The organism is Micromonospora musae, from assembly GCF_003626635.1.
GTDB classification, from domain to species: domain Bacteria; phylum Actinomycetota; class Actinomycetes; order Mycobacteriales; family Micromonosporaceae; genus Micromonospora; species Micromonospora musae.
Genome location: NZ_RAZT01000003.1, coordinates 255,912 through 271,623, shown reverse-complemented (window position 1 = coordinate 271,623; position 15,712 = coordinate 255,912). Strand labels below are relative to the sequence as shown.

Sequence of the window (15,712 nt, the reverse complement as noted above, 5' to 3'; positions counted from 1 at the left end):
ATGCCCGTGACTGGATTCCCGGGCCGGCCCCGGGGGCATCATCGATAGGTCGACGGCGATGGGATCCGGCCGTCGCGACGCGGGCGCGACGGGCGATGGAGGTGGCGCTGCGTGACATCCCCTTCACGGCAGGTCGGCCATTATGCCGCAGGCCGTTTCGTGAGCAGCGCCATACCCCCACCGTCTGGCGCCAGGTGGGGACGCCTAGCATCGGCCCATGACGCCCGGAGGAGGGAGTCCGTTGGTGACTGCTGAGCATGCGCACGCGGAGGGGGACGGGGCCGATTCGGCGGCGTCCGTAAGCGTGCTCGACGAGATCCTGGCGGGCGTGCGCGAGGACATCGCCCGCCGACAGGAGCAGGTTCCGCTGGAGCGGATCCGGGAGTTGGCCGCGGCCGCCCCGCCGCCGCTGGACGCCTACGCGGCCCTGCGCCGCCCCGGCGTCGCGGTGATCGCCGAGGTGAAGCGCTCCTCGCCGTCCAAGGGGCAGCTCGCGGAGATCGCCGACCCGGCGGACCTGGCCGGCGACTACGCGGCCGGTGGCGCGCGGGCGATCAGCGTGCTGACCGAGGGGCGGTGGTTCGGGGGGTCGCTGGACGATCTCGCGGCGGTCCGCGCGGCGGTGCAGATTCCGGTACTGCGTAAGGACTTCGTGGTCTCCAGCTACCAGGTGCACGAGGCGCGGGCGTACGGCGCCGACCTGGTGCTGTTGATCGTCGCCGCGCTGGAGCAGAACGCCCTCGTCGGGCTGCTGGAGCGGATCGAGTCGCTCGGCATGACCGCGCTGGTCGAGGTGCACGACGAGGAGGAGGCCGACCGGGCGATGGAGGCCGGGGCCCAGGTGATCGGGGTCAATGCCCGCAACCTGCGTACCCTTGAGGTTGACCGTTCGGTGTTCGAGCGGATCGCGCCCGGCCTGCCCAGCAGCGTCGTGAAGATCGCCGAGTCCGGCGTGCGTGGCCCGCACGACCTCATCCGGTACGCCTCCGCCGGTGCCGACGCGGTCCTGGTCGGTGAGGGTCTGGTCACCCAGAAGAGCCCTCGCGAGGCGGTCGCCGAGCTGGTCAACGCCGGCAACCACCCGGCCACGCCCCGTCCGGTGCGCTGATCCCGCGCCGGCCCGCCAGCACCGAGAGGATCCCGCCATGAGCGCCGACGCGCCGGCCGACACCGGCTCCCGCCCTGACCCGGCCGGTCACTTCGGCCGCTTCGGCGGCCGGTTCGTACCCGAGGCCCTGGTGGCCGCGCTCGACGAGCTGACCGAGGCGCACCGCACGGCCATGACCGACGAGTCGTTCCGGGCCGAGTTCGCCGCCCTGCTGCGCGACTACGCCGGCACCCCGTCGCTGCTCTACCCGGCCGAGCGGCTCTCCGCCAAGCTCGGGGCCCGGGTGCTGCTCAAGCGGGAGGACCTGAACCACACCGGCGCGCACAAGGTGCGCAACGTGCTCGGCCAGGCCCTGCTGACCCGGCGGATGGGCAAGACCCGGGTGATCGCGGAGACCGGCGCCGGGCAGCACGGGGTGGCCACCGCCACCGCGGCCGCGCTCTTCGACCTGGAGTGCGTGGTCTACATGGGCGAGGTGGACACCGAGCGGCAGGCGCTGAACGTGGCCCGGATGCGGATGCTCGGCGCCACCGTCGTCCCGGTCACCACCGGTTCCCGCACCCTCAAGGACGCCATGAACGAGGCGATGCGGGACTGGGTCGCGAACGTCGACGGCACCCACTACCTGATCGGCACCGCCGCCGGGCCGCACCCGTTCCCGGCCCTCGTCCGCGACTTCGTCCGGGGCATCGGCGACGAGGCCCGCCAGCAGTGCCTCGACCAGATCGGCGCGCTGCCCGACGCCGTGGCGGCCTGCGTCGGCGGCGGCTCCAACGCCCTCGGCATCTTCCACGCCTTCGTCGGCGACCCGGACGTGCGGCTGTACGGCTTCGAGGCCGGCGGCGAGGGGGTGACGACGGACCGGCACGCGGCCAGCATCACCGGCGGGTCGCTCGGCGTCCTGCACGGCGCCCGCACGTACGTGCTCCAGGACGCCGACGGGCAGACGATCGAGTCGCACTCGATCTCCGCCGGCCTGGACTACCCGGGCGTCGGGCCGGAGCACGCGTGGCTGCACGACAGCGGCCGGGCCAGCTACCTGCCGGTCACCGACGACGAGGCGATGGCCGCGTTCGAGCTGCTCTGCCGCACCGAGGGGATCATCCCGGCGATCGAGAGTTCGCACGCGATCGCCGGCGCCGCGGCGATCGCCCCGAAGCTCGCCGCCGAGCTGGGCCGGGAGCCCACCATCGTCGTCAACCTCTCCGGGCGGGGCGACAAGGACGTGCACACCGCCGGCGAGTACTTCGGCATCCTCGGCAAGGAGCAGTGATGAGCCGGATCGGTGTCGCCTTCGAGAAGGCGCGGGCGGAGGGGCGGGCGGTGCTGGTCGGCTGCATGCCGGCCGGGTTCCCCACCGTCGAGGGCAGCATCGCCGCGATGACCGCGATGGTGGAGGCCGGCGTCGACGTGATCGAGGTGGAGATCCCGTACTCCGACCCGGTGATGGACGGCCCGGTCATCCAGAAGGCCAGCGACATCGCGCTCGCCGGCGGCGTACGCACCGCCGACACGCTGCGCGTCATCGAGGCGGTCGCGGCCACCGGCGCCCCGGTGGTCACCATGACCTACTGGAACCCGATCGAGCGGTACGGGGTCGACGCGTTCGCCCGTGACCTGGACGCCGCCGGTGGCACCGGCCTGATCACTCCGGACCTCATCCCCGAGGAAGCCGACGAGTGGCTGGCCGCCTCGGACGCGTACGGGCTGGACCGCACCTTCCTGGTCGCGCCCTCCTCCACCGACGCGCGGCTGGCGATGACCGTCGAGCACTGCCGGGGCTTCGTCTACGCCACGGCGATCATGGGGGTCACCGGGGCGCGGGCGCAGACCTCCGACGCGGCCCCGGTCCTGGTCTCCCGGGTCCGGCAGGTCACCGACCTCCCGGTCGGCGTCGGTCTCGGCGTCGGCACCGGGGCGCAGGCCGGCACGGTCGGTGGATACGCCGACGGCGTGATCGTGGGCAGCGCGCTGATCCGTCGGGTGCTCGACGCGCCGGACCTTCAGACCGGGCTGGCCGGGCTGCGTACGCTCGGCGCCGAGCTGGCCGAGGGCGTGCGCAACCCCGTCCGCTGAGCCACCGCGCGGCGACGTTCCCGCGGGGACCCTGCGCACCCGCCGGGTGCGCAGGGTCGACAGGTCGGGCGGGCCGGCCCCGCCGGGCCGGTCGCCGTCACTTCCGGCCGGTCGCCGTCACTTCCGGCCGGCGCGGGCCGCCGGCTCGCCACCGGCGACGAAGGCGTCCCGGGGGCGCTGCACCGAGGCGAGCGACAGGATGTCGCGGCCGAAGATCCCGGCGGTCAGCCAGATGGCGAGGACCCGGGTCTTGCGCTCCCAGCTCGGTACGGCCAGCACGTGGTAGCCGCGGTGCATGAGCCACGCCGGCAGGCCCTTGATGACGATGCCGCGGTACTGGAAGATGCCCCGGCCGAGGCCGAGCGTCGCGATGGAGCCGAGGCTGTGGTGCAGGTACCGCTTCGGCTTCCGGCCGTGCAGGACGGCCGCGATGTTGCGGGCGAGCAGCTTGCCCTGGCGGTAGGCGTGCTGGGCGTTGGGCACGGTGCGCGCGCCCGCAACGGGCGAGGCGAGGTCGGGTACTGCGGCGTCGTCGCCCGCGGCCCACGCGTCGGGCACCGGGTCCTCGTCGGTGCCGACCCGCAGGTCGGGCCGCACGACGATCAGACCGCGCCCGTCGATCGGGAGGTCGGTGTGCCGGCTGATGACCGGGTTGGCGCCGTTGCCGGCGGTCCAGACGATCAGTTCCGAGTCGAACTCCTCGCCGCTGGAGAGCACCACGTGCCCGTCCACCGCGGAGGTTATCTGGGTGTTCAGGTGTACGTTTCCGCCGCGCTTCTCCAGCGAGCGCACCACCCAGCGGCCGGGCTCGTCGGTGACCTCGGGGAGGATGCGGCCGGTCGCCTCGACGAGGTGGAAACGCAGCTCGTCGCGGTGCAGCTCCGGGTACCGCTTGAGCAGCGCGGTGGCCAGGGAGAGCAGTTCGCCGAAGCCCTCGACGCCGGAGAAGCCGCCGCCGACGAAGGTCACCGTGAGCAGCTTCTGGCGTTGCGGCCCCGGCGGAAGCGCGGCGGCCTGGTCGAACGCGGTGAGCAGCCGGTCCCGGATGGCGACCGCCTCCTCCACGTGCTTCAGGCCGATCGCCTGCTCGGCGATGCCGGGCACGGGGAACTTGCGGGTGACGGCGCCGGCGGTGACGACGATGAGGTCGTAGCTCAGCTCGAAGTCGTCTCCGGTGTTGGGCTCGACGGTGACCACCCGGTGCTCGTGGTCGATCGCGGTCACCGAGCCGGCGACGACGTGGGTGCGCCGCAGGTGACGCCGCAGCGACACGGCGGCGTGCCGGGCCTCGATCGAGCCGGCCACGACCTCCGGCAGGAACGGCTGGTAGGTCATGTACGGGCGAGGGTCGACGATGGTGAGGTCGGCTTCGTCTCGGCGAAGTTTCCGCTCGAGTTTCCAGGCCGTGTAGAAGCCGGCGTAGCCGCCACCGACGATCAGAATCTTGCGCATTATGCCCTCCGCCGGAGTTCGTCCGGCAACTCGGATTGCTCCTATCCGAGATAATACTCGGATGTCAGTTGTCCGGGTCAAGGACTGTCGTTAGGCTCACCGTATGCGACTGTCCGGCGGAGTGGAGTCGGCTCTGCACTGTTGCGTGGTGCTGACCGCGTCGGCCGCGCCGGTGCCCGCCGCGCGCCTGGCGGAGTTGCACGGCGTCTCGGCGACGTACCTGGCGAAGCAGCTGCAGGCGCTGTCCCGGGCCGGGTTGATGCAGTCCGTCCAGGGCAAGTCCGGCGGGTACGTGTTGACCCGCTCGGCAACTGAGATCACGGTGCTGGACGTGGTCGAGGCGATCGAGGGCACCCGGTCGACGTTCGTCTGCACGGAGATCCGGCAGCGGGGGCCGCTGGCCCGGCCGCAGGAGGCCTGCGCCGCCCCGTGCCCGATCGCCCGGACGATGTACGCCGCCGACCGCGCCTGGCGGGCCGCGCTGCGAGAGGTGACGATCGCCGACCTGAGCGGCGCGGTCGGCGAGTACGACGGCGGCGTGCTGAGCCGCATCGGCGCCTGGCTCCTCTCCCCGCAGCCCTGACCGGTCAACCCGCCCCCGCCCCGGGCGCGCTCTTTCACGGAAAGAGTGTCCGTTCGCGCCGCAATGCGCACTCTTTCCGTGAATCTGCGCGGTGCATGGTCGGGGTTGCGGGTCAGGGGTGAGCGGGTTCCGCCGGCGGAAGCTGTGCGCGCTGGTTGGGTGCTGGCGGAGTCGGGGCGGGATGTTCGCGCAGCACCCCGGATCGGCCGGCGAGGGCATCGGTGAGCGCCGCCCGCGTGGTCGGCGTGAGCGTCTCCGGCAGAGCGGCCGGGTCGTGCCAGGAGGTCCGGCAACCGCCCGTCGGCTCGCCCGCCGCCGCGCGACCCCGGGCCCGGGCCCGGAACACGTGCACCAGCACGTCCGACGGCGGCCCGGCTCGTCCGGGTGGCGCCGGGTCGCTGAGGTGATAGAGACCGATCAGGTCGACGACCTCGATCTCCCAGCCCGTCTCGACCCGGACGTCTCGCAGCACGGCGGGCAGCGGGCTCTCCGCCCGGTGCAGCCGGCCGCCGGGCAGGGCGTGGCGGCGCTCGCCCCGGGACTGCCGGCAGAGCAGCACCCGGCCGGCGTCGTCGGTGACGACCGCGGCCACCGCCCAGGTGAGCCGACTCATGACAAAGAGCCTACGGTGGCGCAAACCAGAAGTCATCGCGACGACCCGAGGCGGCGCCCGGGGTGCCACTCAAGGCCCTCGCAGCGGTACCGTGTGCATCCGTGACCCTCGCCTCGTTCTCCCCCCAGGCGGCCCTGCCCAGCCCGACGACCGCCGTCTGGCAGCTCGGGCCCCTGCCGGTCCGGGCGTACGCCATCTGCATCATCGCCGGCATCCTGGTGGCCTGCCTGGTGACCGAGTACCGATTGCGCCAGCGTGGCGTGGCGCCGGGCGCGGTGCTGGACATCGCGGTCTGGGCCGTCCCGACCGGCATCATCGGCGCCCGGATCTACCACGTGCTCACCTCGCCGGAGAAGTACTTCGGCGCCGGTGGCGACCCGATGAAGGTCTTCGCCGTCTGGGAGGGCGGTCTGGGCATCTGGGGGGCGGTGGCCGGCGGCGCGCTCGGCGCGTGGATCGCCGCCCGACAGCTGGGCATCCCGTTCGCGGTGGTGGCTGACGCCCTCGCCCCGGGCCTGCCCCTCGCGCAGGCGATCGGCCGGTTCGGCAACTGGTTCAACAACGAGCTCTTCGGTGACCGCACCACCCTGCCCTGGGGTCTCGAGGTCCATCGGATGGACCCGGACAATCCCGGCCACGCGCTGCGCGACGACACCGGTCAGCCGATCCTCGAACCGGGTCTCTTCCACCCGACGTTCGCCTACGAGGCGATCTGGAACGTCGGCGTCGCGGCGCTGGTCTTCCTGCTCGACCGCAAGTTCCGCCTCGGCCGCGGCCGGGCCTTCGCCCTCTACGTGATGGGCTACACCGCCGGCCGGTTCTGGATCGAGATGATGCGCACCGACGAGGCGAACACCATCCTCGGCGTCCGGCTCAACGTGTGGACCGCCGGGCTGGTCTTCCTCGGCGCGCTGATCTACTTCCTGCGGGTACGCGGGCCCCGCGAGTACGTGATCCCGGTGACCGCCACCGGCGTCCCCGCCGCCGCCGAGTCGACCGGGTCGGATGTCTCCCAGGTCGACCTCTCCGTCCGCGAGGCCAAGCCCCGCGCCGCGATCCCCGACGGCTACCGGGTGGTCGACGAGGAGCAGTTCCGGGTCTACCGCGAGACCGGTGTCGCGCCCGCCGAGCCGGTGACCGCTGACTCCGCCGCCGACGTGCCCCGGGCCGACGCCGACGGCGAGCCGTCCCGCACCGAGGAGTCGGCCGGCGACGACGAGCCGAACCGCGACGACGCGCCGGCCCGTGCCGACGACCGGGCCGGCGCGAGCGGCACCGGCCCGGCCGACCGCGAGAGCTGACGGAGGAGCGACACCATGCGTAGCGCGGTGGTGGTCGGCGCCGGCATCGGCGGCCTGTCGGTCGCCGGCGCGCTGGCCCGATCCGGCTGGCAGGTCACGCTGCTGGAGCGGACCGACCGGGTACGCCCCGAACCGACCGCGGTGGTGCTCTGGCCCAACGGGGTGCGGGCGCTGCTCGCGCTGGGCCTCGGCGCGGGGCTCGACGCGATCGCCACCCCGCTGCCCGACGGCGGGATCCGGAGACCGGACGGGCACTGGCTGGTGCAGCCGCAGGCGCTGCCGGCCGACCGGATGCCGGTCGTGGTGCACCGGGAGGACCTGCACGATGCTTTGATCGCGGGGCTCGGCGACCGGGTCGAGCTGCGTACCGGTGTGACCGTGCGGACCGTCCGCGTCGAGCCGGGCGAACGGCCGGCGGTGGGCGACGGCCGGCAGACCTACGAGGCCGACCTGGTGGTCGCCGCCGACGGGGCCGACAGCCAGATCCGCCAGCGGCTCGCCCCGGGCGCGAAGGTGGTCAGCTCCGGCTCCGCCGCCTGGCGTGCGGTCATCCCCTGGTACCGGGCGCCCCAACTCCCCACCGACGAGCGGGTCGGCGGCGAGGTGCTCGGGGCCGGCTACCGCTTCGTCTCCGCCTCGCTCGGTGACCGCGGCTCGTCGGGCGGCTCCAGCCGGGGCGGCATCTACTGGGTGGCCACCGCCGCCGGCGCGGCCCGCCCCGAGCCACCGGAGACCCAGCTCGCGCTGCTGCGCCGCTGGTACGCGGGCTGGCCCGCGCCGATCGCGGCGCTGCTGGACGCCACCGATCCGGCCGACCTCGTTCAGCAGGAGATCCGCGAGCTGCGGCCGCTGCCCCGCGCGTACGGCTTCCCGGCCGGCCCGGGCGGGGTGGTGCTGCTCGGCGACGCCGCGCACGCCATGCCACCGCACCTGGGGCAGGGCGCCTGCCTCGCGTTCGAGGACGCGGCCACCCTCGCCGGGCTGCTCCGGGAGTCGACGCTGCCGGACGCGGTCACCGCGTACGACCGGGTGCGGCGTCCCCGCGCGGCCGGCATGGTCCGGCAGACCCGCCGGATGTCGGCGGTGCTCCAGGCCCGCGGCAAGCTGGCGCTGCGCGCCCGGGACGCGGCGCTGGGCACCCTCACGCCGCGGCTGCTCCACACCGCAGCCGCCACGGCGGCCCAGTGGCGTCCCCCGGCCTGAACCGTCCCGTCCGGCCGGCGGGTTCCCCGTGGCCCGGCTCAGCCGAGCAGCGCGGCCGGTTCGGCGATGCAGGCGGTGCCGACCCGGCGGAAACCGACGCGTAGGTAGACGCGGGCGATCTCCTCGCTGCCCGCCGAGAGGAACACCGTCTCGGCGCCTGCGGCGAGCAGCTCGCGGGCGAGCGTCGCGGTGACCGCCGCGCCGAGCCCGCGACGGCGGGCGGCGGGTAGCACGCCCACCCCGGCGATCTCGGCGACGTCGTCGACGCGCATGGCCATCCCACTGGCGAGCGCCCCCTCGGCCGCGGTGCCGGCCAGGGCCGAGATCCGCCGGCCGTCGTTGATGCCGGCGCGCTCCTCGGCGAGCACGGCGCTCTCCAGCTCGGTGACGATCGCGTCCCGCTGCGCCGCTCCGGCCTCGCCCCGGGCCGTGCCCCCGTAGGAGAACGCCACGGCGGCGACCGCCCGCCGGGCGGCCACGGCGGCGGTGAAGTCCGGCGCGTCCGGTTCGAGCACCCGCACGGGTACGTCGCCGAGCGTTCCCGGATCGGGCAGCTCCTGCGGATCGAGCACCATCAGTGGCGCTTCGAGCACGGAGAGCCCCGCCGAGCGGGCCACCGGCAGGAACTCCGGAGTGGTCTCGTGCACCCATTCGAACGCCTCGGGCAGGCCCAGCTCCCGCTGTCGTTCCCGGACCGCGTTGACGTCGGCCAGCGACGGCGGCTCGGCCGCGCCCGGCCGAGGGCGGGCGTAGAACGGGAAACCGGCCTCGTTCCGGACGAAGAGCACCAACGCCCCGTGTTCCTCGACCCGGGCCGCGTCCCGGGGCACCGCGTCGTAGAAACGTTCAAGCCGGTCGAAGAGTTCCTTGTGCGCGGAATCCACCGCGCGAGACTACCTGTCCCAGACTCTGGAAGGTGTGATCAATCTGGACTGGCCTTGCGCGACCCGCCCTAACGTAGACTCAATAGACCCACGGGCCGACGTCGTCCCCTTCATGATCCACCCTGAGTGACGACAGGAGGCCCGGTGGCCTTTCCGTACCCGCAGCAGCCGGTCCCGACCCACGGTTCCGCACGGCCCGTGGGGCTCTACGATCCCGCGTTCGAGCACGATGCCTGCGGCGTGGCCTTCGTGGCCGACCTGCACGGGCGGCGTTCGCACTCGGTCGTCGCGAACGGTCTCGCCGCGTTGTGCCGGCTCGATCACCGGGGTGCCCGTGGCGCCGAGCCGAACACCGGCGACGGCGCGGGCATCATGATCCAGGTGCCGGACGCGTTCCTGCGTGCCGTGGTGGACTTCCCGCTGCCGCCCGCCGGCGAGTACGCCACCGGCCTGGTCTTCCTCCCCGACAACGACGCCGCCGAGGCGCTCGCCCGCCGCGTCGTCGACAAGTACGCCCTGGTCGAGGGGGCCGAGCTGCTCGGCTGGCGGGACGTGCCGGTGGACCCGAGCGGGCTCGGCGAGACGGCCCTCGCCGCGATGCCCCGGGTCCGGCAGCTCTTCCTGGCCGCCCGCCGGCTCACCGACTCACCGGCCGGGCCGGCCGGCACGCCGCTGCGCGGGCTCGACCTGGACCGGGTGGCGTTCTGCCTGCGCAAGCAGGTCGAGCGGGAGAGCGCCGAGCGGGGCGTGCCGGCGTACTTCCCGTCGCTGTCGGCGCGCACGATGGTCTGGAAGGGCATGCTCACCCCCGACCAGCTGCCGGCGTTCTATCCCGAGCTGACCGACGAACGGCTGGCCAGCGCGATCGCGCTCGTGCACTCTCGGTTCTCCACCAACACGTTCCCCTCCTGGCCGCTGGCGCACCCGTACCGGTTCATCGCCCACAACGGCGAGATCAACACCATCCGCGGGAACCGGAACTGGATGCAGGCGCGCGAGGCCCTGCTGCGCAGCCCGGACGTGCCCGGCAACCTGCGGCGGATCTTCCCGGTCTGCACCCCGGGCGCCTCCGACTCGGCGAACTTCGACGAGGTCCTGGAGCTGCTCCACCTCGCGGGGCGGAGCCTGCCGCACGCGGTGCTCATGATGATCCCCGAGGCGTGGGAGAACGACCCGGGCATGCGCCCGGACGAGCGCGACTTCTACCGCTTCCACGCCAGCCTCATGGAGCCGTGGGACGGGCCCGCCTCGGTCGCCTTCACCGACGGCGAGATCGTCGGCGCGGTGCTCGACCGCAACGGGCTGCGTCCGGGGCGCTGGTGGCGTACCGACGACGGGCTGGTGGTGCTCGGCAGCGAGGCGGGCGTGCTCGACCTCGACCCGGCCCGGGTGATCGCCAAGGGGCGGCTCCAGCCGGGCAGGATGTTCCTCGTCGACACCGCCGCCGGGCGGATCGTCCACGACGACGAGATCAAGGCCGAGCTGGCCGCCGAGCAGCCGTACGGGGAGTGGCTGCACGCCGGGCTCATCGAGCTGACCGACCTGCCGCCCCGCGAGCACATCGTCTACACCCACGACTCGGTACGCCGCCGCCAGCAGACCTTCGGCTACACCGAGGAGGAGCTGAAGATCCTGCTCGCGCCGATGGCGCGCAGCGGCGCGGAGCCGATCGGCTCGATGGGCACGGACACGCCGATCGCGCCGCTGTCCACCCGGCCGCGGCTGCTCTACGACTACTTCCACCAGCTCTTCGCGCAGGTCACCAATCCACCGCTGGACGCCATCCGGGAGGAGCTGGTGACCAGTCTCGGCTCCCGGATCGGGCCGGAGGGGAACCTGCTCGACCCGGGCCCGGCGAGCTGCCGGCAGATCGTGCTGCCCTACCCGGTGATCGACAACGACGAGCTGGCCAAGATCCTCTCCATCGACGAGGACGGTGACCTGCCCGGCTTCAAGGCCGTCCGGGTCTCCGGGCTCTACCGCCTCCGGGAGGGCGCGGCCGGGATGAAGGCGCGGCTGACCGAGATCTGCCGGCACGTCTCCGAGGCGATCGAGGACGGCGTACGGATCCTGGTCCTCTCCGACCGCGACTCCAACGCGGACCTGGCCCCGATCCCGTCGCTGCTGCTCACCGCGGCGGTGCACCAGCACCTGGTCCGCGAGCAGACCCGTACCCAGGTGGCGCTGATCGTCGAGTCCGGCGACTGTCGCGAGGTGCACCACGCGGCGGTGCTCATCGGCTACGGCGCGGCGGCGGTCAACCCGTACCTGGCCTTCGAGTCGGTGGAGGACATGATCTCCACGAAGGCGCTGGTCGGGGTGGAGCCGGCCACCGCGGTCCGCAACTACGTGAAGGCGCTCGGCAAGGGCGTCCTGAAGATCATGTCGAAGATGGGCATCTCGACGGTCTCCTCGTACTGCGGCGCGCAGGTCTTCGAGGCGGTCGGGCTGGACAATCGCCTGGTCGAGCGCTACTTCCGCGGCACCCCCAGCAAGATCGGCGGCGTCGGGCTGGCCGGCATCCACGCCGAGGTCGCCGCCCGGCACGCCCTCGCCTGGCCGGCGGCCGGCGCCCCCGGCTCCGAGCGGCTGGCGGTCGGCGGCGAGTACCAGTGGCGCCGCGACGGGGAGCAGCACCTCTTCAACCCCGAGACGGTCTTCCTGCTGCAGCACGCCACCCGCAGCCGCCAGTACGACATCTTCAAGCGGTACACCACCAAGGTGGACGCGCTGGCGGCCGAGGCGGGATCGCTGCGGGGCCTCTTCGCGCTGCGCGCCGACGTGCGCGCGCCCGTGCCGCTGGACGAGGTGGAGCCCGCCACCGAGATCGTGAAGCGCTTCGCCACGGGCGCCATGTCGTACGGCTCGATCTCGGCGGAGGCGCACGAGACCCTGGCCGTGGCCATGAACCGCCTCGGCGGCAAGTCCAACACCGGTGAGGGCGGCGAGGACGTCGACCGGCTGCACGACCCGGCCCGCCGCTCGGCGGTCAAGCAGATCGCCAGCGGCCGGTTCGGGGTGACCACCGAGTACCTGGTCAACGCCGACGACCTCCAGATCAAGATGGCCCAGGGGGCGAAGCCCGGTGAGGGCGGGCAGCTGCCCGGCAACAAGGTCTGGCCGTGGATCGCCCGTACCCGGCACGCGACCCCCGGAGTGGGCCTGATCTCCCCGCCGCCGCACCACGACATCTACTCCATCGAGGACCTCGCCCAGCTGGTGCACGACCTGAAGTGCGTCAACCCCGCCGCCCGGGTGCACGTCAAGCTGGTCAGCGAGGTGGGCGTCGGCACCGTGGCGGCGGGCGTGGCGAAGCTCAAGGCCGACGTCATCCTGATCTCCGGTCACGACGGCGGCACCGGCGCGTCCCCGCTGAACTCGCTGAAGCACGCCGGCACGCCGTGGGAGCTGGGGCTCGCCGAGGCGCAGCAGACGCTGCTGCTGAACAACCTCCGCGACCGGGTCACCGTCCAGGTCGACGGCCAGCTCAAGACCGGCCGGGACGTGCTCGTCGCGGCGCTGCTCGGCGCCGAGGAGTTCGGTTTCGCCACCGCGCCGCTGATCGTCGCGGGCTGCGTGATGATGCGGGTCTGCCACCTGGACACCTGCCCGGTCGGCATCGCCACCCAGAACCCGGTGCTGCGGGAGCGGTTCACCGGCACCCCGGAGTTCGTGGAGAACTTCTTCCTCTTCCTCGCCGAGGAGGTCCGCGGCTACCTGGCCGAGCTGGGCTTCCGCTCGATCGAGGAGGCGATCGGGCACACCGAGCTGCTCGACGTCGTACCGGCGATCGCGCACTGGAAGGCGCAGGGGCTCGACCTCGCGCCGGTGCTGCACCTGCCCGAACTGGCGCCGGGCGCGGCCCGTCGCGGCGTACGGGCCCAGGACCACGGCCTGGACCGGGCGCTGGACAACGAACTGATCGCGCTCGCCGAGCCGGCGCTGCGCGACGGCACGCCGGTCCGCGTGGAGCTCGGCATCCGCAACGACCACCGCAGCGTCGGCGCGATGCTCGGCGGTGAGGTGGTTCGCCGTCGCGGCGGCGCCGGGCTGCCCGACGACACCGTGGAGGTGACGCTGCGCGGCACCGCCGGGCAGTCCTTCGGCGCGTTCCTGCCGCGCGGGGTGACCCTGCGGCTGCACGGCGACGCCAACGACTACGTCGGCAAGGGGCTCTCCGGTGGTCGGGTCGTGGTCCGCCCCGACCCGACCGCCCCGTTCGTCGACCCGGACGCCGCGCCCGGGCAGCGGGCCGAGGACCAGATCGTCGCGGGCAACACCATCCTGTACGGCGCGACCGGCGGCGAGCTGTTCCTGCGCGGCCGGGTGGGGGAGCGGTTCGCGGTGCGCAACTCCGGCGCGGCGGCCGTCGTCGAGGGGGTCGGCGACCACGGCTGCGAGTACATGACCGGCGGGACGGTGGTCGTGCTCGGCCCGACCGGGCGCAACTTCGCCGCCGGCATGTCCGGCGGTACCGCCTTCGTCCACCGGCTCGACCACGACCAGGTCAACGCCGAGATGGTCGACCTCGCGCCGCTGCGCGAGGAGGAGCAGGCCGTGCTGCACGAGCTGGTGCAGCGGCACTTCGCCGAGACCGACTCGGCGCTCGCCGCGGAGCTGCTCAAGCACTGGCCGGAGGCGGTGGCCGAGTTCACCGCCGTGGTGCCCCGGGACTACCGCCGGGTGCTGGAGATCATGCGGACCGCCGAAGCCGCCGGCCGTGACGTCGACGACGCGGTGATGAGCGCGCTGGCCGCGCCCGCCGCCGTACCGCCCGCGCCGCGGGCGGCCGCCCAGGAGGTGGCGCGTGCCTGACCCGAACGGTTTCCTGCGTTATCCGCGGCAGCTGCCGGCCCGCCGGCCGGTGCCGGTGCGGATCTCGGACTGGCGGGAGGTCTACCCGCCGGCCGGCGCGGAGCTGATCCGCGAGCAGGCCACCCGGTGCATGGACTGCGGCATCCCCTTCTGCCACGACGGCTGCCCGCTCGGTAACCGCATCCCGGACTGGAACGACCTGGTCCGCACCGGCAACTGGGACGCCGCGGTGGCCTCGCTGCACGCCACCAACAACTTCCCCGAGTTCACCGGCCGGCTCTGCCCGGCCCCGTGCGAGGCCGCCTGCGTGCTCGGCATCGCCGGGGGTGACCCGGTGACGATCAAGCAGGTCGAGGTGGAGATCGCCGACGCGGCGGTGGCGCGGGACGGGCTGCGGCCGCGGCCGGCGCCGACCGCCACGGGCCGCTCGGTGGCCGTGGTCGGCTCCGGCCCTGCCGGGCTCGCCGCCGCCCAGCAGCTCGCCCGCGCCGGGCACGCCGTCACCGTGTACGAACGCGACGACGCGCTCGGCGGTCTGCTCCGCTACGGCATTCCGGACTTCAAGCTGGAGAAGCAGCACGTCGACCGGCGGTTGGCGCAGCTCGCCGCGGAGGGCGTCGAGTTCCGTACGGGGGTCGACGTCGGGGTGGACGTGACCGCCGAGCAGCTGCGGGAGCGGCACGACGCGGTGCTGCTGGCCTGCGGCGCGCTCGCCGGCCGGGACGTCCCGGAGACCCCGGGGCGGCGGCTGCGGGGCGTACACCAGGCCATGGCGCACCTGGTCGCGGCGAACCGGGTGGTCGCGGCGGCCGACGGGGGCCGGCCGGCGCCGGCCGTGCTGCCCGACGGGACGCCCATCGACGCGGCCGGCAAGCATGTCGTGATCATCGGCGGTGGCGACACGGCCGCGGACTGCCTCGGGGTGGCCCACCGGCAGGGCACGGCCGGCGTGCACCAGCTCGACCTCTACCCGCAACCGCCGCTGGCCCGTGACGAGGCGCGCGATCCGTGGCCGACCTGGCCGTGGATCCTGCGCGGCTACCCGGCGCACGAGGAGGGCGGCGAGCGGGTCTTCGCGGTCGCGGTGCAGGAGTTCGTCGACGACGGCACCGGGCAGGTACGGGCCGTGCGGATCGCCGAGGTGACCGTGGAGAAGGTGGACGGCCGGCGCGTCGTCACCGCGGTGCCCGGCACCGAGCGGGAACTCCCCGCCGACCTGGTGCTGCTCGCCATCGGCTTCGAGGGCACCGAGGAGCAGCCGCTGCTGAGCCAGCTCGGGGTGCGTCGCAACGCCCGGGGCGCGGTGGACGCCCGGCCGGACTGGCAGACCGACGCCGACGGGGTCTTCGTCGCCGGTGACATGCACCGGGGCGCCTCGCTCATCGTCTGGGCGATCGCCGAGGGGCGGGCGGCCGCCGCGGCCGTCCACGCGTACCTCGGTGGCGGTGGCGCGCTGCCCGCCCCGGTCGACCCGGCCGCCCAGCCGCTCGCCGCCCGCTGAGCGGCGGCCTCCCCAGCCTCAACCGTCACACCGGCCCCGGCGCCGCCCCGGTTCCCCGTGGACCGGGGCGGTGCCACGTGAACCCGCTCACGAAGACCGGCAAATCGGGCTAATCGCCGTCACACTTGGCGACGGCCGAACGCGTGCGTACCGGCCCCTGTCATGAGGCTGTCTGG

The 15,712-nt window shown here is 73.8% G+C and carries 11 protein-coding genes; 8 read left to right on the top strand and 3 right to left on the bottom strand.

Annotated features, from left to right (window positions below; translation table 11 throughout):
• The first annotated feature begins 304 nt into the window (after nt 1-304).
• From trpC to trpA, 3 genes are read left to right on the top strand one after another with little or no spacing between them, the layout of a single operon-like run.
• On the top strand, nt 305-1,108 hold the full coding sequence (gene trpC / locus D7044_RS07070) for an indole-3-glycerol phosphate synthase TrpC (RefSeq protein ID WP_199716530.1): 804 nt from the start codon (nt 305-307) through the stop codon (nt 1,106-1,108).
• 37 nt (nt 1,109-1,145) lie between these two features.
• Complete coding sequence (gene trpB / locus D7044_RS07065) at nt 1,146-2,381, top strand: tryptophan synthase subunit beta (RefSeq protein WP_120678040.1); 1,236 nt, start codon at nt 1,146-1,148, stop codon at nt 2,379-2,381.
• On the top strand, nt 2,381-3,184 hold the full coding sequence (trpA, locus tag D7044_RS07060; RefSeq protein WP_120678037.1) for a tryptophan synthase subunit alpha: 804 nt from the start codon (nt 2,381-2,383) through the stop codon (nt 3,182-3,184). The genes trpB and trpA overlap by 1 nt, the downstream gene beginning before the upstream one ends.
• Nucleotides 3,185-3,301: 117 nt before the next feature.
• On the opposite strand, the gene D7044_RS07055 is transcribed toward trpA, so the two are convergent.
• The gene (locus D7044_RS07055) at nt 3,302-4,636 is read right to left on the bottom strand and encodes an NAD(P)/FAD-dependent oxidoreductase (protein WP_120678034.1); all 1,335 of its coding nucleotides are present in this window, start codon (nt 4,634-4,636) and stop codon (nt 3,302-3,304) included.
• Between the two features lie 103 nt (nt 4,637-4,739).
• Here D7044_RS07055 and D7044_RS07050 point away from each other — a divergent pair, with 103 nt between their 5' ends.
• Nucleotides 4,740-5,219, top strand: coding sequence for an RrF2 family transcriptional regulator (locus D7044_RS07050; RefSeq protein WP_120688331.1), 480 nt, complete (start codon nt 4,740-4,742; stop codon nt 5,217-5,219).
• Nucleotides 5,220-5,331: 112 nt separating this feature from the next.
• On the opposite strand, the gene D7044_RS07045 is transcribed toward D7044_RS07050, so the two are convergent.
• On the bottom strand, nt 5,332-5,832 hold the full coding sequence (locus tag D7044_RS07045) for an NUDIX hydrolase (protein WP_120678029.1): 501 nt from the start codon (nt 5,830-5,832) through the stop codon (nt 5,332-5,334).
• Nucleotides 5,833-5,933: 101 nt separating this feature from the next.
• Between D7044_RS07045 and lgt the strand changes: the two genes are divergently transcribed.
• Together lgt and D7044_RS07035 are read left to right on the top strand one after the other, a co-directional pair.
• Nucleotides 5,934-7,133 carry a prolipoprotein diacylglyceryl transferase gene (gene lgt / locus D7044_RS07040; RefSeq protein ID WP_120688330.1) on the top strand — a complete coding sequence of 400 codons (1,200 nt, stop codon included), beginning with the start codon at nt 5,934-5,936 and terminating at the stop codon, nt 7,131-7,133.
• Between the two features lie 15 nt (nt 7,134-7,148).
• The gene (locus tag D7044_RS07035; protein ID WP_120688329.1) at nt 7,149-8,336 is read left to right on the top strand and encodes an FAD-dependent oxidoreductase; all 1,188 of its coding nucleotides are present in this window, start codon (nt 7,149-7,151) and stop codon (nt 8,334-8,336) included.
• Nucleotides 8,337-8,374: 38 nt separating this feature from the next.
• Here the strand turns inward: D7044_RS07035 and D7044_RS07030 are convergent, their stop codons facing one another.
• Nucleotides 8,375-9,220 carry a GNAT family N-acetyltransferase gene (locus tag D7044_RS07030; protein ID WP_120688328.1) on the bottom strand — a complete coding sequence of 282 codons (846 nt, stop codon included), beginning with the start codon at nt 9,218-9,220 and terminating at the stop codon, nt 8,375-8,377.
• Nucleotides 9,221-9,364: 144 nt separating this feature from the next.
• Between D7044_RS07030 and gltB the strand changes: the two genes are divergently transcribed.
• Nucleotides 9,365-14,035: a glutamate synthase large subunit gene (gene gltB / locus D7044_RS07025; protein WP_199716520.1), complete on the top strand. Its 4,671-nt coding sequence runs from the start codon at nt 9,365-9,367 to the stop codon at nt 14,033-14,035.
• Nucleotides 14,028-15,536 carry a glutamate synthase subunit beta gene (locus D7044_RS07020; protein ID WP_120688327.1) on the top strand — a complete coding sequence of 503 codons (1,509 nt, stop codon included), beginning with the start codon at nt 14,028-14,030 and terminating at the stop codon, nt 15,534-15,536. Before gltB ends, D7044_RS07020 begins: the two co-directional genes overlap by 8 nt.
• Nucleotides 15,537-15,712 lie beyond the last annotated feature (176 nt).

What these genes read in the sequence shown, in the direction of transcription:
- trpB (WP_120678040.1), top strand. Translation starts at nt 1,146, where the DNA reads ATGAGCGCCGACGCGCCGGCCGACACCGGCTCCCGCCCTGACCCGGCC.
- trpA (WP_120678037.1), top strand. Translation starts at nt 2,381, where the DNA reads ATGAGCCGGATCGGTGTCGCCTTCGAGAAGGCGCGGGCGGAGGGGCGG.
- D7044_RS07055 (WP_120678034.1), bottom strand. Translation starts at nt 4,636, where the DNA reads ATGCGCAAGATTCTGATCGTCGGTGGCGGCTACGCCGGCTTCTACACG.
- D7044_RS07050 (WP_120688331.1), top strand. Translation starts at nt 4,740, where the DNA reads ATGCGACTGTCCGGCGGAGTGGAGTCGGCTCTGCACTGTTGCGTGGTG.
- D7044_RS07045 (WP_120678029.1), bottom strand. Translation starts at nt 5,832, where the DNA reads ATGAGTCGGCTCACCTGGGCGGTGGCCGCGGTCGTCACCGACGACGCC.
- D7044_RS07035 (WP_120688329.1), top strand. Translation starts at nt 7,149, where the DNA reads ATGCGTAGCGCGGTGGTGGTCGGCGCCGGCATCGGCGGCCTGTCGGTC.